The organism is Oceanihabitans sp. 2_MG-2023, from assembly GCF_030547245.1.
GTDB lineage: Bacteria > Bacteroidota > Bacteroidia > Flavobacteriales > Flavobacteriaceae > Oceanihabitans.
In genome coordinates, this window is record NZ_JAUOQT010000003.1 from 146,798 (window position 1) to 166,264 (window position 19,467).

General features: G+C 29.8%; 21 protein-coding genes. 7 read left to right on the forward strand and 14 right to left on the reverse strand.

Annotated elements, in window-relative coordinates; translation table 11 throughout:
* Positions 1-7: 7 nt before the first annotated feature.
* Positions 8-1,234: a class I SAM-dependent rRNA methyltransferase gene (locus Q4512_RS07315; RefSeq protein WP_303423478.1), complete on the reverse strand. Its 1,227-nt coding sequence runs from the start codon at positions 1,232-1,234 to the stop codon at positions 8-10.
* Between the two features lie 153 nt (positions 1,235-1,387).
* Between Q4512_RS07315 and Q4512_RS07320 the strand changes: the two genes are divergently transcribed.
* A complete protein-coding gene (locus Q4512_RS07320; RefSeq protein WP_303423480.1) occupies positions 1,388-1,696 on the forward strand; it encodes a hypothetical protein in 309 nt (102 codons plus the stop codon).
* Between the two features lie 134 nt (positions 1,697-1,830).
* Entirely contained in the window at positions 1,831-2,685 is an 855-nt protein-coding gene (locus Q4512_RS07325) for an OmpA family protein (RefSeq protein ID WP_303423482.1), read from the forward strand.
* Positions 2,686-2,752: 67 nt separating this feature from the next.
* On the opposite strand, the gene Q4512_RS07330 is transcribed toward Q4512_RS07325, so the two are convergent.
* Positions 2,753-5,617 (reverse strand): pitrilysin family protein, encoded by a 2,865-nt coding sequence (locus Q4512_RS07330; RefSeq protein ID WP_303423484.1) that lies wholly within the window; start codon positions 5,615-5,617, stop codon positions 2,753-2,755.
* Positions 5,618-5,745: 128 nt separating this feature from the next.
* Between Q4512_RS07330 and Q4512_RS07335 the strand changes: the two genes are divergently transcribed.
* From Q4512_RS07335 to Q4512_RS07345, 3 genes are read left to right on the forward strand one after another with little or no spacing between them, the layout of a single operon-like run.
* On the forward strand, positions 5,746-7,938 hold the full coding sequence (locus Q4512_RS07335) for a T9SS type A sorting domain-containing protein (RefSeq protein ID WP_303423486.1): 2,193 nt from the start codon (positions 5,746-5,748) through the stop codon (positions 7,936-7,938).
* A 41-nt stretch (positions 7,939-7,979) separates the two neighbouring features.
* The gene (locus Q4512_RS07340; RefSeq protein ID WP_303423488.1) at positions 7,980-8,267 is read left to right on the forward strand and encodes a DUF3817 domain-containing protein; all 288 of its coding nucleotides are present in this window, start codon (positions 7,980-7,982) and stop codon (positions 8,265-8,267) included.
* A 28-nt stretch (positions 8,268-8,295) separates the two neighbouring features.
* Positions 8,296-9,468 (forward strand): TlpA disulfide reductase family protein, encoded by a 1,173-nt coding sequence (locus Q4512_RS07345; RefSeq protein ID WP_303423491.1) that lies wholly within the window; start codon positions 8,296-8,298, stop codon positions 9,466-9,468.
* 1 nt (position 9,469) lies between these two features.
* Here the strand turns inward: Q4512_RS07345 and Q4512_RS07350 are convergent, their stop codons facing one another.
* From Q4512_RS07350 to Q4512_RS07360, 3 genes are all read right to left on the reverse strand, one after another.
* Positions 9,470-10,831, reverse strand: a complete 1,362-nt coding sequence (locus Q4512_RS07350; protein ID WP_303423493.1) for a T9SS type A sorting domain-containing protein — start codon at positions 10,829-10,831, stop codon at positions 9,470-9,472.
* A gap of 118 nt (positions 10,832-10,949) precedes the next feature.
* Positions 10,950-11,339: an acyl-CoA thioesterase gene (locus Q4512_RS07355; RefSeq protein ID WP_303423495.1), complete on the reverse strand. Its 390-nt coding sequence runs from the start codon at positions 11,337-11,339 to the stop codon at positions 10,950-10,952.
* A 3-nt stretch (positions 11,340-11,342) separates the two neighbouring features.
* A complete protein-coding gene (locus tag Q4512_RS07360) occupies positions 11,343-12,233 on the reverse strand; it encodes a DUF72 domain-containing protein (protein WP_303423497.1) in 891 nt (296 codons plus the stop codon).
* 128 nt (positions 12,234-12,361) lie between these two features.
* Between Q4512_RS07360 and Q4512_RS07365 the strand changes: the two genes are divergently transcribed.
* The gene (locus Q4512_RS07365; protein WP_303423499.1) at positions 12,362-12,778 is read left to right on the forward strand and encodes a glyoxalase; all 417 of its coding nucleotides are present in this window, start codon (positions 12,362-12,364) and stop codon (positions 12,776-12,778) included.
* Positions 12,779-12,836: 58 nt separating this feature from the next.
* On the opposite strand, the gene Q4512_RS07370 is transcribed toward Q4512_RS07365, so the two are convergent.
* From Q4512_RS07370 to Q4512_RS07405, 8 genes are all read right to left on the reverse strand, one after another.
* The gene (locus tag Q4512_RS07370) at positions 12,837-13,514 is read right to left on the reverse strand and encodes a DUF2461 domain-containing protein (RefSeq protein WP_303423501.1); all 678 of its coding nucleotides are present in this window, start codon (positions 13,512-13,514) and stop codon (positions 12,837-12,839) included.
* Positions 13,515-13,621: 107 nt separating this feature from the next.
* The gene (locus Q4512_RS07375; RefSeq protein ID WP_303423503.1) at positions 13,622-14,176 is read right to left on the reverse strand and encodes a hypothetical protein; all 555 of its coding nucleotides are present in this window, start codon (positions 14,174-14,176) and stop codon (positions 13,622-13,624) included.
* A 55-nt stretch (positions 14,177-14,231) separates the two neighbouring features.
* On the reverse strand, positions 14,232-14,432 hold the full coding sequence (locus tag Q4512_RS07380) for a hypothetical protein (protein ID WP_303423505.1): 201 nt from the start codon (positions 14,430-14,432) through the stop codon (positions 14,232-14,234).
* Positions 14,433-14,489: 57 nt separating this feature from the next.
* On the reverse strand, positions 14,490-14,654 hold the full coding sequence (locus Q4512_RS07385) for a DUF1328 domain-containing protein (protein WP_303423507.1): 165 nt from the start codon (positions 14,652-14,654) through the stop codon (positions 14,490-14,492).
* 55 nt (positions 14,655-14,709) lie between these two features.
* Positions 14,710-15,615 (reverse strand): mechanosensitive ion channel family protein, encoded by a 906-nt coding sequence (locus tag Q4512_RS07390; RefSeq protein ID WP_303423509.1) that lies wholly within the window; start codon positions 15,613-15,615, stop codon positions 14,710-14,712.
* 54 nt (positions 15,616-15,669) lie between these two features.
* Positions 15,670-16,170 (reverse strand): Dps family protein, encoded by a 501-nt coding sequence (locus Q4512_RS07395; RefSeq protein WP_303423511.1) that lies wholly within the window; start codon positions 16,168-16,170, stop codon positions 15,670-15,672.
* A gap of 123 nt (positions 16,171-16,293) precedes the next feature.
* A complete protein-coding gene (gene corA / locus Q4512_RS07400) occupies positions 16,294-17,376 on the reverse strand; it encodes a magnesium/cobalt transporter CorA (RefSeq protein ID WP_303423513.1) in 1,083 nt (360 codons plus the stop codon).
* Positions 17,377-17,409: 33 nt separating this feature from the next.
* Positions 17,410-18,192, reverse strand: coding sequence for a tRNA pseudouridine(38-40) synthase TruA (locus tag Q4512_RS07405; RefSeq protein ID WP_303423515.1), 783 nt, complete (start codon positions 18,190-18,192; stop codon positions 17,410-17,412).
* A 99-nt stretch (positions 18,193-18,291) separates the two neighbouring features.
* Here Q4512_RS07405 and Q4512_RS07410 point away from each other — a divergent pair, with 99 nt between their 5' ends.
* Positions 18,292-18,708 carry a hypothetical protein gene (locus tag Q4512_RS07410; protein WP_303423517.1) on the forward strand — a complete coding sequence of 139 codons (417 nt, stop codon included), beginning with the start codon at positions 18,292-18,294 and terminating at the stop codon, positions 18,706-18,708.
* Between the two features lie 64 nt (positions 18,709-18,772).
* Here Q4512_RS07410 and hisIE read toward each other — a convergent pair whose 3' ends face one another.
* On the reverse strand, positions 18,773-19,372 hold the full coding sequence (gene hisIE / locus Q4512_RS07415) for a bifunctional phosphoribosyl-AMP cyclohydrolase/phosphoribosyl-ATP diphosphatase HisIE (RefSeq protein WP_303423519.1): 600 nt from the start codon (positions 19,370-19,372) through the stop codon (positions 18,773-18,775).
* Positions 19,373-19,467: the final 95 nt, after the last annotated feature.

A 19,467-nucleotide genomic window follows, 5' to 3' on the forward strand; every position in this document is an offset into this window, starting at 1 on the left:
TCTTAATTTATCCTTGTAATTTATAATACCCACACTTTAAATAAGCGCCTTCTGGAAAACCTACTGGATGATCTGTATCGTGCTCTGTTTTTAAAATCACTTTATAATTTCGATTAGATGCTCTTAAAACCTGTGCATTTATATCGAAAAAAGTTTGTGCTAGTATTCTGCTAGAACAAGAAGCTAAAACTAATAAACCGTTTTTTGCTGTTAATTCTATACCTAAACTTGCTAATTGCGCATATTTTTTCTTTGCTAAATCTATTTCGCTTTGTTGTTTAGCAAAACTTGGAGGATCTATAACTACAACATCAAAAGTAATGTTATCTGTTATTAACTTTTTCATTGCTACAAAAGCATCTCCTGCAATCGTTTTATGTTTGCCAGAATACGTATTTAATTCCCCATTAGCAACCGCCATTTCCAATGCTTGTTTACTAATATCTAAGCTAGTAACTTCTTTAGCTTGATTCGCTAGTGCATGTACCGAAAACCCACCAGCATAACTAAAAACATCTAAAACGGTTTTACCACGACTCCACTCACCTACTTGTTTTCGGTTTAATCTATGGTCTAAAAAATATCCTGTTTTATGTCCATGAATTACATTTGCCGAAAATTGTACGCCATGCTCTACAAATTGTACTACTTCATTTGTTAAAACACCATAAACGACTTCTCCATCTTTTAAATCATGCGCTTTACTTTGTTCTAAGCTTCTGCTTAAACGTAAAACAACCGTATTACAATTGCTTACTTTTATTAAAGATTCTAGAATATTTTGTAAATAATTTAGCCAAATTTCAGAATATACTTTTACCACTAAAACCGTATCATACACATCGGCAATAAAACCAGGAAAGCCATCATTTTCGCCAAAAAGTAGTCTATAACTATTGGTATTCGTTTTTAATAAAGAGCTTCTTTTAAGAAAAGCTTTCTTTATTTTCTGATTAAAAAAAGTAGCATCTATAGCAATGGCTTCTCCATGATGAATCATTTTGATTCGAATAGGTGAAGCTAAATCGAATAAACCAAAGCCAATTATTTTGTTTTTATTCTTCCCAAAAATAATCGCTAAATCCCCAGTTTGTGGTTCTTTATTCGTTTTTATTATACTATCCGAAAAAACCCAAGGATGTTTTTGTATTACAAACCTCTCTCCTTTTGCATTTAATTTTACTGCAATACGTTGACTTGTTTTTAAAGTAGAAAAAGTTCTTTTAAAATGCATAAAAATATTTTTGTAAAAGTATGAAATATGCAGCTAGTGATAGGTAGTAATTTGTAATAGATTTAAAATTGTTAGATATGTTAATTATTGATTTGTACAAGTCTAAAAAATCTGCTGTAACGTATATAAAATATAATTTTAAAAACTTAAAATATGAAAACTCTATTAATTACCCTAGTTACTATTGTGTCTTTATCATTTTCTAATATTCAAGACACGTCTACAGTTCATGCTACATTTGATGGTATTGAAAATGAAGCTTATTATTTTAGTGATGATGAAGATACTGTACATGTTTTTGATACTGTTTCTGAAGAAGTTACAAAAACGTTTGATCTGACAGATGAAAAATATAATGGTATGAAATTTAAAATCACCTATTCTACAGAAACTATTATAGACGAAATGGAAGATGAAATTATAGTGCTAACCATTGTAAATTTAGAAACTTTAACAAAATAAATTATCTTTTTAAACTTCTATAAAGCAGCCTTTTATTAGGCTGTTTTTTTTTATCTAATTAAAAACATAGTCGTTAAATAATCTATTACTGCTTTTTATGCGTAGATAAAGAAAACAAAAACGATATATTTATTATGAAAAAAAATTCAATACTATTACTTGTTGCTATTGTTTTAGCTTCTTGTGTTTCTAAAAAAAAATATCTTGCTTTAGAAAATGAAAATGGAGAGATTAAAAGTGAATTAACTAAAACTAAAGTAGAAAAAGAAGACCTTGAAAGTAAGTTTGCAGCGATACAAGAACGTGTAGACCAATATAATACTAAAATAAACACTTTAGCTTCTTTAAATAATTCTTTAAGTGAAGAGAACAACTCTAAAATGGAAAATGTAGCTGGAGTTGCTATAATTTCTAATAACACCAAAACAAAGATGCGTGAAACGCTTACTAAAGTAGATCCTTACTTAGTTAGCCAAGCTAAAACCTTAAAAGACTCTATGGATTTAGCGGTATCGTACAACTTAAAGAAAAAAATGAATACAACATCTTTTGATGAAAGTGATGATATTGCAATTAATATAGATGAAACTGTAGTAATGATTTCAATTTCCGACAAAATGCTGTTTAATTCTGGAAGCTATAAAGTTGGTAATAAAGCAGATGCACTTTTACAAAAAATTGCAGATGTAATAAATTCGGAGTCTAGTATTGATGTTATGGTAGAAGGTCATACAGACGCTAGAAGTATTAATACAGATAAAATACAAGACAATTGGGATTTAAGTGTTTTACGAGCTACTTCAGTTGTAAGAAAATTACAAAACCAATACCACGTTGCTCCCGAAAAATTAATTGCCTCTGGACGTAGTAGTTATCAGCCATTAGTGAGTAATGATACTCGTGAAGATAGAGCAAGAAACAGGAGAACAAGAATCATTATCTTACCAAATATTGATAAATTCTTTGCATTAATGTCTGCTGAGAATTAAGACCGTTTATTTGATAAATAAAAAAGCAACCTAAAACTTAGGTTGCTTTTTTTGTATAATCTATTATTTATAAAATAGATTCTATAACATTTCCATACTTGTCATATTCTACTACATTCCCATTAATATCAAGTTCTATAATTGGTTTTCCTAATTTTTCAATTTCTAGTAGTTGTGTTTTTCTATCGCCAACAATTACATAAATCATTTCTTCTTCGTTTAAATAATTCTTAATAGTAGTTTTATAATCCTCTAAAGTCATATTTACTAATTCGTTTTGTTCATCAACAATATAAGTGTCTGGCTTATGGTATTTACTAATATTTCTTAACACATTTAATTGTGACCCTAAACTTTCGAAAGCTCTTGTGTTTCCTTTTAAAATTTTGTTTTTAGTTAATGCAACTTCGTTATCTGTAAAACTAGCCTGATAATTTGTTAGCATCGCTTTAATAATTTCTAAAGACTTTAAAGTTGCATTTGCTCTCACACTAGATCTAACAGTAAAAGGTGCAACTTCATTACTTGCAGAAAACCCCGAATATGCACCATAAGTATATCCTTTTTCTATACGTAAGGTTTGAAATAATCGACCACTAGATCCTCCTCCTAAAATTTCGTTTGCAAATTCAAGTTTATTTGCATTTTTATCTTTTGTTGAAAGAGCTAATTTACCGATTTGTAAAACCGATTGTTTAGCATCTGGAACATCAATAAAATAGACATTCCCTTTTAAGTTATTAATTGGTAAATTATAATGCGGAACAGCAATTTTATAACCATTCCAGTTATTTAATACACTAACTACATTTTCTGTTTGTTCTTTCGTAATTGCTCCTGCTATATGAAAATTGGCTTCTTTTGGAGAAAGGTTATTATAATATGCTTTTAAATCTTTAATTGTAATGTCTTTTGTGCTTTCTAATGTTCCGGAACCAGGTGTGCCAAAACGATGATTTTCGCCATAAATCAATTTATTAAAAGCATTAGCAGCAATTGCATTAGGATTTGCTTCTCTTCCTTTTAGATTCGTTTCTAAAGCTAATTTTAGTCGTTCGAATTCTGCTTCGTCCCAACGTGGTTCTAAAATAATTTCTTTTATTAAAGCCATAGTGCCTTCAAAATTCTTGGTTAAACAAGAACCGGTAATATGAAAATCTTCTTTTGCGCTATACATACCTATAGAAGCTCCTAGCATACCAATTGCTTCTTCTAATTGTGCAGGAGTTTTTGTTGCTGTTCCTTCCATCATTAAATCGCTTAATAAACTTGCGACTCCTTCTTTACCTATTGGATCTAGCAATTGTCCTCCAGGAATAGTAATATCGAACTGTACTAAAGGGACTTCCTTGTTTTCAATGCCAAATAAGCTTAAACCATTTTCAAGGTTACCTGTCCAAACTAATGGTGCTTTAAATAAGGGTAACTCTCCAAATTCTGGTTCGCTTCTATCGTGCTTTGATGGTGTTTTATCGTAGACTGCTTCTGCTCCTTGACCTACTTCTTCGTTTGCTACATTATAACGAACTTTTTCTATCCATACCTTGGCAGGTTTAGCATTTGTAACTGCTAAATCTAATTGTCCTTTAGGTACGACACTGGTCATTACATAGTTTTTATCTTTAATATATTTGTTAAATACTCGCATTACGCTTTCTGCAGTAACAGCTTCTGTTAATTTAGCACTTTCTACAATAAAACCAGGGTCTCCTTTAAACTCGTTGTCTTGAACTAATTGAAATGCTTTGTTTAAAACGGTACTTACTCCTTGATACAAATTGGTTTCTAATTCTGCTTTTATACGTTTTAAATCTGTTACATTAACCCCGTTAGTCTCAAATTTGGTTAAACCTTCATCAATAGCGTTTTTTACACTATCCAAATCTACTCCAGCGTTTGCACGAATTCTAAAAATAAATTCGCCTGCTATTTCACTACTAGATTGGTAGGTGCCAACATTTGGTGCTAGTTTTTGTTCTTCAACGATAACATTATATAGAGGTGCATTTTTACTTCCGCTTAAAAGTTGTCCTAAAATTTGCAATGCATATACATCTTCATGGTATTCTTCAACAGTAGGAATTACTATTCTTAATTCCGGTAATTTCGCAAAATTATCTTCAAAATATAGAGATTTAGTCTCTTCTAAAACAACGGGGTCTGCTTTTAATTCTGGTACTTCTGGTCCACTAGGAATTTCACCAAACCATTTTTCTACAAGTGTTTTAGTTTCTTCTATATCAATATCTCCAGCAATTACTAAAGATGCATTACTCGCTCCATAATACTGCTCGTAAAATTCTTTAACGTCATCTATAGTTGCTGCTTGTAAATCTGGAAGCGCTCCAATAACTGTCCAACTATAAGGGTGTCCTTCTGGATAGAGATTTTTTCTAATAATTTCGTCTGTATATCCATAAGCTGCATTATCTACACGTTGTCGTTTTTCGTTTTTAACGACTTGTTTTTCGCGTTCTAAAGCTTCTTTTGTTACCGTATTAATCATATAACCAAAACGATCGGAATCTATCCATAAAATTTTCTCGAAAGCATCTTTAGGTACTACTTCATAATATACGGTTCCATCACTCCATGTTCCTCCATTTCTACTTCCACCCCATTCTGGAATCATTTTTCTATTTGCTCCTACAGGAACATTTTCAGAATCGTTAAAACTCATGTGTTCAAAAAAGTGAGCAAAACCTGTTTTTCCTGGTTTTTCTCTATTAGACCCAACATGCATCATCGTAGCAACAGCTACTATAGGATCACTATGGTCTTGATGTAGAATAACTTCTAATCCATTATCTAAAACAAATTTTTCGTAGTCGATTTTAAACTCTGTGGTTTCTTGAGAAATAGGTTCTGGTTCTTTTTTACAGGAAATAAATACAAATGCAATAAGCATCAATATTAGTTTAATTATTTTCATAAGATTAGTTTGTGATTAATACGTTGCAATAAATATACTAAATCTAGTATAATTGTTTTTCAATGATGCGTTAAACTTATACACCTATCCTAATATTATTTTCTTATTTTTGGTGAAATTTATTATAAATGAATAAAGAAATCGTAATATTTTATTGTTTCCTATTTCTAATTCCTACAATTAATTTTGCACAACATTCTGTGGCTAGAGAGTGGAATGAAGAAGTATTAAATGCAATACGGTCTGATTATGCAAGACCAACAGTACACGCAAGAAATCTATTTCATACCTCGTCACTAATGTATGATGCTTGGGCTATATTTGATGAACAAGCCGAAACTATTTTTTTAGGAAAAACTTATGATGGATTTGACTTTAGTTTTAGCGGTATTACTACTCCTGCAAATGTAAACTTAGCTAGACAAGAAATCATTAGCTATGCTATTTTTAATTTAATAAAGCATCGATTTCAAAACTCCCCTAATTATGGAACAGAAATTTATCCTTCAATAGAAAACCTCTTTCTTAGTTATGGTTATGACATTAATTATACCTCTATAGATTATAGCACTGGATCTTATGCTGCTTTAGGAAATTATATGGCAGATCAAATGATCACTTTTGGTTTACAAGATGGATCTAATGAGGGAAATCAATATGCGAATATTAATTATTCGCCTACTAACGAGCCTTTAATTTTAGATTTATATGAAGATAATACAGATATTAACCCTAATGTATGGCAACCTTTAGCATTTGATGTTTATATAGATCAGAGTGGAAATCCTTACCCTTTAAATACTCCGGGTTTCTTAAGCCCAGAATGGGGAGAAGTTAGTCCGTTTAGCTTAAAAGCTTCAGATCTAGATATATATAATGACCTAGGCTATGATTGCTATGTGTATAAAGATCCGGGTCCTCCTGTATATATTCAAAACTCTAATGAGGATGGAATAGATGATGCATACAAATGGCATTTCGCGCTTGTTGCATCGTGGTCATCTCACTTAGATCCTAATGACACTACACTAATAGATATTTCACCGGGAGCAATTGGAAATTTTGATTCTCAAAATTTCCCTGAAACATTTGAAGAATATAAAGTATTCTATAATTTTGAAAATGGTGGAGATTCTAGTTCGGGACACACTGTAAACCCGTATACGGGTAGCCCATATGAGCCGCAGATAGTTAAACGTGCAGATTATGGTCGTGTGCTAGCTGAATTCTGGGCTGATGGACCAGATTCTGAAACTCCTCCTGGACATTGGTTTACTATCTTAAATTATGTAAGTGACCATCCACTTCTTGAAAAAAGATTGCATGGAGAAGGCCCGATATTAGATAACTTAGAATGGGATGTTAAAAGCTATGTAACCTTAGGAGGTGCAATGCATGATAGTGCTATTAATACCTGGGGAATAAAAGGTTATTATGATTATATAAGACCAATATCTGCAATAAGATATATGGCAGGAAAAGGGCAAAGTACAAATGCATCTTTACCTAGTTATGACCCACATGGTTTACCATTAATCCCTAATTTTATAGAACTTATTGAAACAGGAGATCCACTTGCAGGTGCTAATGATGAGAATGTTAATAAAATTAAAATATATTCTTGGAAAGGTCCTGATTATATTAATGATCCAAATACAGATATTGCTGGTGTAGATTGGATATTAGGCACACATTGGTGGCCTTACCAAAGAGCAACTTTTGTAACACCTCCTTTTGCCGGTTATGTTTCTGGTCACTCTACCTTTTCTAGAGCTGCTGCTGAAGTTTTAACCTTATTAACTGGAGATGCTTTTTTCCCTGGAGGAATGGGAACTTTTGACATTGAGCAAAATAATTTTTTAGTTTTTGAACCTGGCCCTACTCAAAACATGACATTACAATGGGCAACATATCGTGATGCTTCAGATCAAACAAGTTTATCTCGTATTTGGGGAGGCATCCACCCACCTATTGATGATATTAGAGGTCGAATTATTGGTGAAAGTATTGGTGTACAATCTTTTGATTTAGCCACTCAATATTTTGATGGATCCTTACATACAGATAACATATCTGACACAACTACTTTAATAGATGTTTTTCCTAATCCAGCACATAATGTAATTCATATTAACACTTCTATTACAAGCCCTCTACAAATGGAAATATACAGCATTGACGGTAAGTATATATTTGAAAAAAAGTTACGTAATTCAACAAATAATGTGGATATATCATCACTAAACACTGGACTATATTTTATTAAAATATGGAATAAAAATTCGGAAGATTTTATAATTAAAAAAATAATTAAAAATTAACAAAAGAGCTTCTATCATTTTGTTTTAAACAATTGACTACTATGTTTTCACTTAAAAATATTTTCCGTTTAATCGCTTTATTAGAAGGTGTTTCTTATCTTTTATTAATGGCTGCTGCTATTTATAAACGTATGCCAAATGGTAACGATTACTTTGTAAAGCTACTAGGAATGCCTCATGGCTTACTTTTTGTTGCTTATATTGTTTTGGCTATTTTATTTGGAATGGAACTTAAATGGAATAAGAAAACCATGTTTATCGTACTAATTGCTTCTATTCTTCCTTTTGCTACTTTTTATGTAGAAAAGAAATATCTGAAAAATATTTAGTAATATAGCATAATAAACATACTTTAATATGCTAAAAAAATTCCCTCATTTTCTAGTTCTTTCTTTTGTTTTATTGATCTTATCAAATTGTACAAAGGAAAAATCTTTAAAAGTAAATGAAAACCATGAAGCCCCAGAAGCTTTATTGGCAAACGAATTTATTGTTCGAGGAACCACTTTTGATTCTAATTTAAATACAGCTTACATTTATAAAATAGAAATGGATACACTTACTTTAATGGATACAATCTCTATTAAAGAAAAGGCATTTTCATTTAAAGGTATTTCTAATCAACCTGAATTTTATGCTATTAAAGTAGATGAAAGTGATGTCATGTATAAATTTTTAGTAGATGCATCCGAAATAAGCATGTTTTTAAATACCAATTTATTTCTTTCTTCTACTTCTTCCAATTCGGAAACACAACAGGTTTATTTTGATTATAAATCTAAAATAGATGCTTTCGATTATAAAGAACGGGAACTATTTTTAAAATATAAATCTCCACAAACAGCAAGTAAGCGAACTTCTATATTGAATACGGATTTAGAAAACTTACAAATTGAAAAAATTGATTTTGTTAAAGAATTTATTGAAAAAAACAATAACTCCCACTTCACACCTTTTGTACTAAAAGAGAATTTTCATAGTTTTTCTACAGAAAGCTTACGAAAACTTCATGATACATTATCGGATGGCATTAAAAACTTACCTTCGATGAAGCTAATACATAATAATATTATTACTCTTGAAGAAAAAGAAATACAGCAAAATGTAAAAACTACAGAATATAGACCAAAGGCTTATTCCTTAAGTGGTCCTAATTCTAATGGGCAAACGATATCTTTGGCTGCTTTAAAAGGAAAAGTAGTTCTTGTCGATTTTTGGGCAAGTTGGTGTGCTCCATGTAGAGCTACAAATCCAAATCTTGTACAGTTGCACAATAAATACAAAAACAAAGGATTAGTTATTTTAAGTGTTAGCGAAGACAAAGGTGAACCAGAATGGCTAAGCGCAATACAAGTAGATAATTTAACATGGAATACGCATATACTTGATAAAAATAAGACGATAGCTTTTAGGTATGGTGTAGAATCTATACCATTTAAAATGCTTGTAGATAAACAAGGTAGAATTGCAAGTGGCAAAATTTCTGGCAGTAAATTAGAAAACAGAATTATAGAATTACTTAACGAGTAACCTATTGTACTACTAATTTTTTATTTATTATAGTATCTTCCGTTTTAATAGTTGCTACATATAAACCTGAACTTAAATTAGAAATATCCAGTGTATTGTTGCCTGATTTTATTGATTTTTCGAAAAGAAACTGACCATTTATAGTAAACAGTGTAAGCTTTGCAACTGGTGCATTTAAATTAATTGTTACTTGCGTAGTTGCAGGGTTTGGATACATTTTAAAATCTGCTTCTAAGACAGCATCTACAGATAATGTTTGGCATTCACTTTCATCTGCAACAAAATTACAAGAATCATCTACTTCCCAAGAATTTAAATAACTAGCAGAAGTATTATCAACAAAAACACAACTTAAACCTAGGTTTTGGGTTACCACAAACTCATTAATACGATGGTTATTATTATTTCTTACATCAATAATGCTTAACATATTATTTTCTGCTCTTACATATTTTATATCTGGATTATTAGAAATATCAAGGCTTTGAATTTGATTATTTTGCGCATATAATAAAAACAAATCATGAGCAGTACTTAATCCTAAACTTGTTAGATTATTATTATTACAAAGTAAATGTTTTAAATCATCATTCCCACTAATATCTAAATTACTTAAATTATTATTAGAACAACTTAAATAACGTAAGGAATGGTTATTAGATACATCGATATTATTCAAGTTATTATTATCGCAGGTTATTGTTTTTAAGTCTGAATTTGCAGAAATATTTAAAGAATTTAAATTGTTCTCAGAAATAAATAATTGTTCTAAATTTAAATTATTTGCAAAATTAATGCTACTTAAATTATTCGAATAACACCTTAAATCTTTTAAATCCGGATTACCTGAGGTATCTAAAACAGCAATATTATTAAGATTACAAGATAAATACTCTAATTCAATATTACTTGTAACATCTAAAGCATTTAGAGTATTATTACTAATATAAAGTCTTTTAAGGGATGTATTAGTAACAATATTTAAAGTAGATAAGTTATTGTTGTCTAAATCTAGAACTTCTAAATGTGGATTATAACTTAAGTTTATGGAAGTTAATTGATTATTATAAGCATATAAATTAACCAAACTTTTAAAAGCGTCAATTCCAGAAAGATCCATAATACCAATATTACCAATAGATAATGTAGTTACAGGAAGTGCATCACTATTTAAAATATTACCATTTAAACCATTGGTATCTATATTTAAGGATATAAGTGCCTGCTCAAAATTTGAGTCAGGAATTAAAGTAGTTTGAGAATGTAGGTTTCTACTATTTAATAAAACAAGCGCAAAAAATATAAGGAGCTTAAAATTAAAAAAATAGCTAAACACTACATTACGAAAAGCGATTAATAGCATGTTTTTTTTCTTAACGTATTGATAGTGTAACACTAAACAATTAATATATTGCAATATGCTAACTTATATTGTAATTTCCACTTATTATCGTTATTATGGTTTTTTACTCGTTTAATTACTAATCACTTAGCCTATCTCCTACAAATTCGACCTTTGTTTTGTTATGAGGTAATGTATTACCGTCTTTATCCAAGTTTACCATTATTATTTTTTCTATGGTAATAATAGTTTCTCTAGTCATCATATTTCTAACTTCACAACGCAGCGTTAATGAGGATTTCCCAAAGGTAACAGGTTCAATCCCAATCTCAATAATATCGCCTTGTCTTGCAGAGCTTTTAAAATCTATTTCTGTAATAAACTTTGTAACTACGTGCTGATTTTCTAGTTGTACAACCGCATAAAGTGCAGCTTCTTCATCTATCCATTCTAAAAGTCTTCCACCAAACAAAGTTCCGTTTGGGTTTAAATCTTCTGGTTTAATCCATTTTCTGGTATGAAATCTCATATATTATAATAATTTTTGTTGCAAATCTTGATTAGGTATTTTAAGATTGCTATTTAATTTTTTGTTTAATTTTTCAATAAAATATGCGGAAAGCAAAGGCGATTCTTTTTCTATATTTTGATGAATAAAAAAATCAATTTCTTTTATTCCTTGGTCGCTCCATATTTTTAACCTTTCAATCCAATCGTCTAATCTGGAATAATCACTTACATGATTTGCGCCAACATAACGAATAAAAGCAGTACTATTAGTTAATCGCATATGCATTAAATCTCTTCTTCCTGCAGTATCTACAATAACATTAGAAATATTATTTTCTTCTAAAAGTGGATATAAATCTTCAGCTACAGCTGTATCATTGTACCAATTTGTATGTCTAAATTCTATAGCTAACGGGATTTCTTTTGGCCATGATTCTACAAACTCTACAACTCTATTAAAATCCTTTGGGGAAAAATTACTATGCATTTGCAAAAAAATGGTTCCTAATTTTTCTTGAAGATTTACCGCATTATTTAAGTAGTTATTTACAACCTCTCCTACTTCTTGTAAACGTTTCCAATGGCTAATCTCTTGGTTTAGTTTTGGAAAAAATTTAAATCCATCAGGTGTTTTATTATACCAAGTTGCAAATTGTTCTGCCGAAAAAATCCGATAAAATGTGGCATTAAGCTCAATGGCATTAAACTGACTAGAATAATATACCAATTCATCTTTAGTTCCTCTAGGATAAAAACCTTTTAAGTCTGCTCGATTCCATTTTGCGCAACCAACATAAATTTCAGGTTTTGTTTCTTGTTGTTTTAAATCCTTAAAAAAACGAAAGGAGTCTTTATGATCTTTAGGTAAAGTAAAATCTACTAATTCTGGATTTGTAACGCTTCCAAACTTCATGTTTATATATTAAAAAACTTTAGGTAAAGATACCAAAATATAGCTTGTTAATAAACCCGTTAACAAGTAAAATGCTAATACCATTTTGCCTTTTAAATTATATTTAATTTTAATAAAAACTTTTAATCATGAATACTAGAGACTTAAATTTAAAGCAAGCAAGACCAGAAATTGCATCTATTATTATTAATGATGATATGACAAGTGATGAGCGTTTTCAAAACCTTGTACTTAGACCTATTGCAAAACTACAAGTACCATTATTTGTGGAAGTTTTTAAAAATTATGCTAAGAAACATAAAAATGTTTTTTACGATTTATCTGTTGAAAAACGCATCGTATATATTGAAAATGCACTTCAAAAAGATATGAAACTTAGAAACTCTTTAAAAGGAATGGTAATCGGTTTATTTACTACCGAAGAGTATCTTATTTATATTAAAAACTCTTCTGCTTTAAACAAACGTATGATGGGAATAGTGAAAGACCAATTAGTTGGAAACATTCAATTATTAGAAAAACCAGAGTTGCTAACTGCCGTTTAATTGCTTAAAAGTATTTCTATTGGCGCCATTTCGAAAAAAAATATTTTAATTTAGGTAATTAAATTAATGAAACACCATTTAGATCGGTTGTAAGTACATCACTCATATAATTAAAATAAGGTCTAATTGCTTTAAACGCTGTATCTACTTCTGTTAAAAAATTAGCTGAAATAACTTCTTTATCTGTATATTTTTTAGTGAAGATAAATTGCTTTTTCTTTATTAAATCGATGGCTTTGTGTTCTTTATCAAAGCCTCTAGGAGCTGTTTTTACTTCGTCTCCAACAAATGTTCCCCAAATATCTTTAAACATTTTATTATCTATTATTTCACGAATTTCATCATCATCTTGTTCAAATTCTTTTCTAATACGCAATAAATCTTCTTTGTTAGGGTCCCAAAAACCAGTGGCAATAAAACTTTCGTTATTAGGTTGAATATGCAGGTAATACCCACCTCTTAAGCTTGGTTTTATACGACTAAACGAACCTCCAAAATGGGTTTTATATGGTAATTTATTTTTAGAAAAACGAACATCACGATAAATACGAAACATTTTCATTTTATCTATTTCATCATGTATATTAAGCATTTGGAATAATTGGTTATAAACCTGCTTTACCTCTGCTTCTATTTCTTTAAATTCCTTTTTATTTTCATTAAACCAATCACGATTATTATTTTTTTCTAATCGTTTAAAAAAGTCAAAAGTTTCTCTTGGTATTGTTTCGTTCATTTTTCAGTTATTAAATCTGTTTAAAAATACAAAAAGCCTCGAATTTCTCGAGGCTTTTTTGCTATTAATCTAGGTCGTTTATTAAAAACGACTTAGTATCTAAATAATTATTTAGAAATTTTAAACTCTTTAGTTACAAGTCCGTCACTTTCCCCATCATAATATTCAATTACAAAGGTTTTATTTTTGTCAAAATAACCAACACCAGTATATTCATCTGTGGTAACAATATAACTCATATTATTAGCAGAGTATCTTGCTTTACCAAAGGCTTTATCTTTTTCCCCATTTTTTACTGCAACGATAAATCCTTTTTCATCTGGAATAAATGCATAATCTGCATTATCAAACTTATAGTAAGTTACTTTTGTTTTGGTTTCGTAATTGGCATCTTTATCATTGTCGACTGAAACTGTTTTTGTAACTTTTATAGGAGTATCCATTCGGTTTCCATTAAGGTCATATCTATCTTTTGGGTCTATTTTCACTTCCTGTTTTTGTACAGTATTGACTTTAACTTTCTTTTCTATTAGTTTTCCGTCTTCTTTTACTTTCACTGTTTTTACTTTAGTTTCTTCAATAACATCTACTGGATTATTGCTTTGTGCATAAGCAGTAGTTGTAAATACTAGTAAACTAAATATATATATTAAATTTTTCATTTTTATTTTTCTGTTTTTTAGGATTAAACTTTTGTTAGTTTTTAGTGATAAAATATTATTTCACTTTATCATCTATTTCATCTTTCACATCTTCCATTTTATCTTCTACATCGTCTGCAGCGTCTTCAATGGCATCCCCTGTATCTTCTACAGCTTCTTCAATTTTTTCACCTGGTGTTTTCTTTTCTTCTCTACAACTTGTAAATACCGTTGAAATTGAAAACATAAGTACTAGTGCTATTATTAATTTTTTCATGATTTTATTGTTTTTAAATGGTTATTAATGGTTATTAATGGTTATTAATGGTTTAGCTTAGGCTTTTCTTATTACATCTTTAATAAGAGATAGAATAAATAATACTATAAATACAAAGAATAGTATTTTTGCTATTCCTGCCGAAGCTCCTGCAATTCCGCTAAAGCCTAATACTCCAGCTATAAATGCAATTATAATGAATGTGATTGTCCAACGTAACATATCTTTTTGGTTTTAAAATTTTTATAAAATAGAATATACTTTGTATACTCTTACTCTAGTTATTAGAGAATTCTTCTTGAAGTGTTCCTGATTTTTGCAATGCTAATTTGTTATCAAATTGCAGAGTTCTAATAGGAAAAGGAATATTAATATTTTCTTTATCGTAAGCCTTTTTAATTTCAATAATGGCTTTACTTTTAGATTTTAGTTTTTCTAATGCGCTATCGGCATCAATCCAAAATCTACATAAATAGTTTATAGAACTACCGCCAAACTCTGTGAAGTAAAACTCTACTTCGTTTGGATCTTTTACTTGGCTAAAAATATTAGCTATAGTTTGTTTGGTTAGTTTTTCAACTTTTTCTAAATCCGATTCGTAACCAACTCCACACTCCAACATAACTCGCATTCTAGTAGTAAGGGAGTAGTTTTTTAAAGGATTTTCTAGAATGGTTTTATTTGGGATAATAACCATATTATTATCGGCTTCTTTTAGGGTGAAATCTTTAAGATTAATATCTATAACTTCACCTGAATATCCATTAGTCTCTACCCAATGACCAATTTCAATTTTCTTTTTAAAGGAAAGCACTAATCCTGCAAAAGTGTTAGAAAGTGTTCCTTGCAAAGCTAGACCAACTGCTAAACCAACAACACCAGCACCAGCTAGTAAAGAAGTTAGCGTTTTTCCGAGGTCTAAGATCCCTAATGCTAAAAATAAACCAGCTACGACTATTGCAACTGCTGCTATTTTACCAATTATTTTACTAATGGAATCTTGTTCTACTTTTTTTGAAACTAATTTTGTTACAAATTTATTGATGTATTTTGCTGTAAAGTAAGCTACTGTCATTACCAAAATTGCAAGTAATAGGTTTGGTAACATTTCTACTGCAGTTGTAAACCACCCTTGAAGTTTTTCTATTAGGGCTTTTATTGCAGTTTCTAATTGCGCTTTCATATGTATAAGTTTTTAGAGTTTATATTGATTTTTGTTTTAGTAAAAACTAAAAACTTAATCCACCATAACACTCTGTAACTTATCGGAAGTTTTTTTAGTCCAAGCATCTAGCATCCAGCTTGCTTTCTCTAATTCTCTAATGTAAGCACCAATAAGATCTATGGTACCTTCATCGGAAGCTTTTTCTGCTTTAACAATGACATTAGACATTTGCTCTAATAAGATTTTATGGTCTTTTAATATTTCGGCAACCATATATTTATCCGATTTTAAAGACTTTGCTTCTTCAATAGAAGAAATTTTTAAATAGTTGCTATACTTACTCATTGGATGAAATCTTAAAGTAAGAATACGCTCTGCAATCTCATCAATTTTTCCTTGAGCATCTTTATATAGCTCTTCAAATTTATTGTGAAGATCAAAAAAGTTTTCTCCAAGAATGTTCCAGTGAAAATTTCTTAGTTTCTGATAATAAATGTGGTAATCTGCAAGTAGTGTATTCAGTTCTACAACTACAGGTAATAATTTCTCATCTTTCATATTCAAATAACTCATAATTATATTTTTGGTTAAACAATTTGTTTTGTTCGAACACTATATAAACTATGGGAAATATGAGTTTTGTCAAGTCCTTTAACACTCTTTAACGGTCTTAAGTTTTTTTTAACATAAATTATGTTAAAGCCACTTCTTTCTTCTAAAATAAATTAACATAATTATGAGTATTATTAGCATTACAGCCCAAACAATATAATATCCATACGGACTATTAAGTTCTGGCATATTGGTAAAATTCATACCATAAATACCTGCAATAAATGTAAGTGGAATAAATATAGTAGCAATAATGGTTAGTACTTTCATAACCTCATTCATTTTATTACTAATATTGGTCATATATAAATCCATTAGTCCCCAAATCATTTCACGATATAGATCTATACTTTCGTTAACCTGTATCATGTGATCGTATAGGTTACGAAGATAGTTTTTGGTTTTATCTTCAATAAATTCGATTTCAGATTTTTCCAATTTATTAACTACTTCTCGAAATGGAAAAACGGTTCTTCGTATTTTTAAAATTTCTCTTTTTTGGTCTTGTATACTTGTTGTGGTTGTATTTGTATTAGATTCTTCAATAAAAAGAGTTTCCTCTAAATCTTCAATTTTATCGCCTTCAGCTTCAATAACCGTAAAATAGTTATCTACAACAGCATCTAAAATGGTGTACATTAAATAATCTGCTTTTGCATTTCTAACTCTACCTTTTGCATTTTTAATTCGATCTCTTAACTCATCAAAAACATCACCATCAGCTTCTTGAAAAGTAAGTACATAGTTTTCTCCAACTACCATACTCATATGCTCATAAACAATCTCATCTTCGTTTTTAAAGTGTAGCATTTTAAAAACTATAAAAAGATAATCTTCATATTCTTCTAGCTTTGCTCTTTGGTTTGTGGTTACAATATCTTCTAAAACCAAAGGATGCAAATTATAGTGCGCTCCTAATTTTTCTATCTCTGTAGTATTATTTAAACCATTTAGGTTAATCCAAGTAACGTGTTCTTGTCCCTTAAAATGAAAAGCATCTTCAATATTTTGCGAAGATTTAAAATCACAAGCTTCTTTATTATAATTAACAATATCTATAGTAGTTTCTAAAGTTTGTTTACTACCAGTATACGATACAGTTCCAGGTGCTGTATTTACAGCTTTGTAAGATTTTTTTCTTTTATTTTTACGATTTTTCTGCGCCATATACTATTTTGTTATTCTTAAAAATACTAAAGATTATTCAAATTCTATGTTATTTAATACCAAACCAGAAGCTGGTGCAATATAATCCATAACTTCTGTGCTTTCTGGTAGTAACGTATTTTTAATATAGGCTAAAGTAATATCTCCTCTACCTAATTTTATTAAAGCTCCCATCATTAAACGTATTTGATTTCTACCAAAACCTTTTCCTTTTACACGAAGCATAAATGTTTTTTCTGGAAAAAAATTGGCACTAAAAATCGTGTTTTCTACTAATTCACAAGTTGTTATTTCTCTAGTATATAAACCTTCTTCTGTAGCACGATAACAGTAGGTTTTAAAATTATGAGTTCCTTGAAAGAGCTTTGCTCCTTCTTTCATGATTTCAATATCTAGTTCCTCTAAAATAGTCGTTAAAATTGGAGCACAAAACGGATGACATTTTTCACTATGCGTAAATAAATACAAGTATTCTTTAATTTTTGAATGCTGAATAATATTAAACTTTGCATCTACTTCTTCTATAGCTAGAGCACGAATATCTTGAGGTAAGTTATGATTAAAAAGTGCCAAGAAAGCATCTAAATCTTCAATAGGTTCATAAAGAAACAACTCGAAAGCAGAAGCATTAGCAGAAACCATAGCATCTGTTCTACCTGAAGCTAAAGTTTTAAACTTTGCACCATTTAAAATAAATTTAAAGGTTCTATCTATCATTAAATGCACCGTTTTTAAATTTGGTTGTTTTTGCCAACCATGAAAACGATAGCCTAAATATTGCACTTTTATTAAATAATAATAACGTTTATTAAACATCTTTTAAAATATCTTAGAGTTAGCAAGTAACCTAATTTTATTGCATCTAGCAAAATTTTTATAAATTGTAATTCTAATAACTAACTAAAACTTAAAATTATGAACGAAACAACGACCAGTAAACCACCTATTTGGTTTTGGATTGTAAGTGTTATTGCGCTTATTTGGAACCTATTAGGTGTTGGTGCTTATTTAGCACAAGCATACATGGATGAAGAAACGCGTGCTGCCTTAACAGAAACCGAACGTAGCATGTATGAAAATTTACCTGCTTGGTATACTGCAGTATTTGCTATTGCTGTTTTTGCAGGCACTTTAGGTTGTATTACTTTATTATTAAGAAAAAAATGGGCATACATTATTTTCTTAATTGGAGCAATAGCAGCAATTATTCAAATGAGTTATGTAGCCTTTTCTTTACAAATGGCAAATGCAATGACGCCAATGATTATAATTGTTGCAATTGCACTTCTTTGGCTAGCTAAGCATGCAACCAAGAAAGAATGGATTTCTTAAACAACCACTATTTAACTAACTAACAAAAAAGGCATCTAAAGAATAGATGCCTTTTTTACTACTGTTATTTTTCTCTAGATTTTAAAACGGAAACAATATCCTTTAGTTTAAACCCTTTAGCTTGAAGAAGCATTAAGTAATGAAACAGTAAATCTGCACTTTCATTAAGGAATAAATCATCGTTATTATCCATAGCTTCAATAACCACTTCAACAGCTTCTTCTCCTACTTTTTGTGCTACTTTATTAATACCAGAAGCAAATAAGGAAGCAACATAAGATTTTTCTGAATTGCCATCATTTACTCTACTTTCGATAGTGTTTTCTAGTTTAGAAATAAATGCGAAATCATCTTGATTTTCTTGATTCCAACACGTACCAGATCCTGTATGACAGGTTGGACCTATAGGGTTTACCTGAATGAGTAACGTATCGTTATCACAATCTAGTTTCAAATCTACTAGATTTAAAAAATTACCACTCTCCTCGCCTTTTGTCCAAAGGCGTTGTTTGGTTCTACTAAAAAAAGTAATCTTGTTTGTTTCTTTTGTTTTCTCCAAAGCTTCTGCATTCATATACCCTAACATTAAAACATTTTTTGTTGTTGCATCTTGAATGATTGCTGGTACTAATCCGTCGTTATTTTTATTAAAATCTATATTCATTGAAACTTATTATTTTCATTTCCGAAATACGGTAACTTATTCCTTTTATTTAAACACTATGGTACTTATTATAAAATCACTTTTTACAAAATAAA

What these genes read in the sequence shown, in the direction of transcription:
- Q4512_RS07390 (WP_303423509.1), bottom strand. Translation starts at nt 15,615, where the DNA reads ATGAAAGCGCAATTAGAAACTGCAATAAAAGCCCTAATAGAAAAACTT.
- Q4512_RS07345 (WP_303423491.1), top strand. Translation starts at nt 8,296, where the DNA reads ATGCTAAAAAAATTCCCTCATTTTCTAGTTCTTTCTTTTGTTTTATTG.
- Q4512_RS07410 (WP_303423517.1), top strand. Translation starts at nt 18,292, where the DNA reads ATGAACGAAACAACGACCAGTAAACCACCTATTTGGTTTTGGATTGTA.
- Q4512_RS07380 (WP_303423505.1), bottom strand. Translation starts at nt 14,432, where the DNA reads ATGAAAAAATTAATAATAGCACTAGTACTTATGTTTTCAATTTCAACG.
- Q4512_RS07365 (WP_303423499.1), top strand. Translation starts at nt 12,362, where the DNA reads ATGAATACTAGAGACTTAAATTTAAAGCAAGCAAGACCAGAAATTGCA.
- Q4512_RS07330 (WP_303423484.1), bottom strand. Translation starts at nt 5,617, where the DNA reads ATGAAAATAATTAAACTAATATTGATGCTTATTGCATTTGTATTTATT.
- Q4512_RS07355 (WP_303423495.1), bottom strand. Translation starts at nt 11,339, where the DNA reads ATGAGATTTCATACCAGAAAATGGATTAAACCAGAAGATTTAAACCCA.
- Q4512_RS07385 (WP_303423507.1), bottom strand. Translation starts at nt 14,654, where the DNA reads ATGTTACGTTGGACAATCACATTCATTATAATTGCATTTATAGCTGGA.
- Q4512_RS07395 (WP_303423511.1), bottom strand. Translation starts at nt 16,170, where the DNA reads ATGAGTTATTTGAATATGAAAGATGAGAAATTATTACCTGTAGTTGTA.
- corA (WP_303423513.1), bottom strand. Translation starts at nt 17,376, where the DNA reads ATGGCGCAGAAAAATCGTAAAAATAAAAGAAAAAAATCTTACAAAGCT.
- Q4512_RS07360 (WP_303423497.1), bottom strand. Translation starts at nt 12,233, where the DNA reads ATGAAGTTTGGAAGCGTTACAAATCCAGAATTAGTAGATTTTACTTTA.
- Q4512_RS07350 (WP_303423493.1), bottom strand. Translation starts at nt 10,831, where the DNA reads ATGCTATTAATCGCTTTTCGTAATGTAGTGTTTAGCTATTTTTTTAAT.
- Q4512_RS07315 (WP_303423478.1), bottom strand. Translation starts at nt 1,234, where the DNA reads ATGCATTTTAAAAGAACTTTTTCTACTTTAAAAACAAGTCAACGTATT.
- Q4512_RS07335 (WP_303423486.1), top strand. Translation starts at nt 5,746, where the DNA reads ATGAATAAAGAAATCGTAATATTTTATTGTTTCCTATTTCTAATTCCT.
- Q4512_RS07320 (WP_303423480.1), top strand. Translation starts at nt 1,388, where the DNA reads ATGAAAACTCTATTAATTACCCTAGTTACTATTGTGTCTTTATCATTT.
- Q4512_RS07325 (WP_303423482.1), top strand. Translation starts at nt 1,831, where the DNA reads ATGAAAAAAAATTCAATACTATTACTTGTTGCTATTGTTTTAGCTTCT.
- hisIE (WP_303423519.1), bottom strand. Translation starts at nt 19,372, where the DNA reads ATGAATATAGATTTTAATAAAAATAACGACGGATTAGTACCAGCAATC.
- Q4512_RS07405 (WP_303423515.1), bottom strand. Translation starts at nt 18,192, where the DNA reads ATGTTTAATAAACGTTATTATTATTTAATAAAAGTGCAATATTTAGGC.
- Q4512_RS07370 (WP_303423501.1), bottom strand. Translation starts at nt 13,514, where the DNA reads ATGAACGAAACAATACCAAGAGAAACTTTTGACTTTTTTAAACGATTA.
- Q4512_RS07340 (WP_303423488.1), top strand. Translation starts at nt 7,980, where the DNA reads ATGTTTTCACTTAAAAATATTTTCCGTTTAATCGCTTTATTAGAAGGT.
- Q4512_RS07375 (WP_303423503.1), bottom strand. Translation starts at nt 14,176, where the DNA reads ATGAAAAATTTAATATATATATTTAGTTTACTAGTATTTACAACTACT.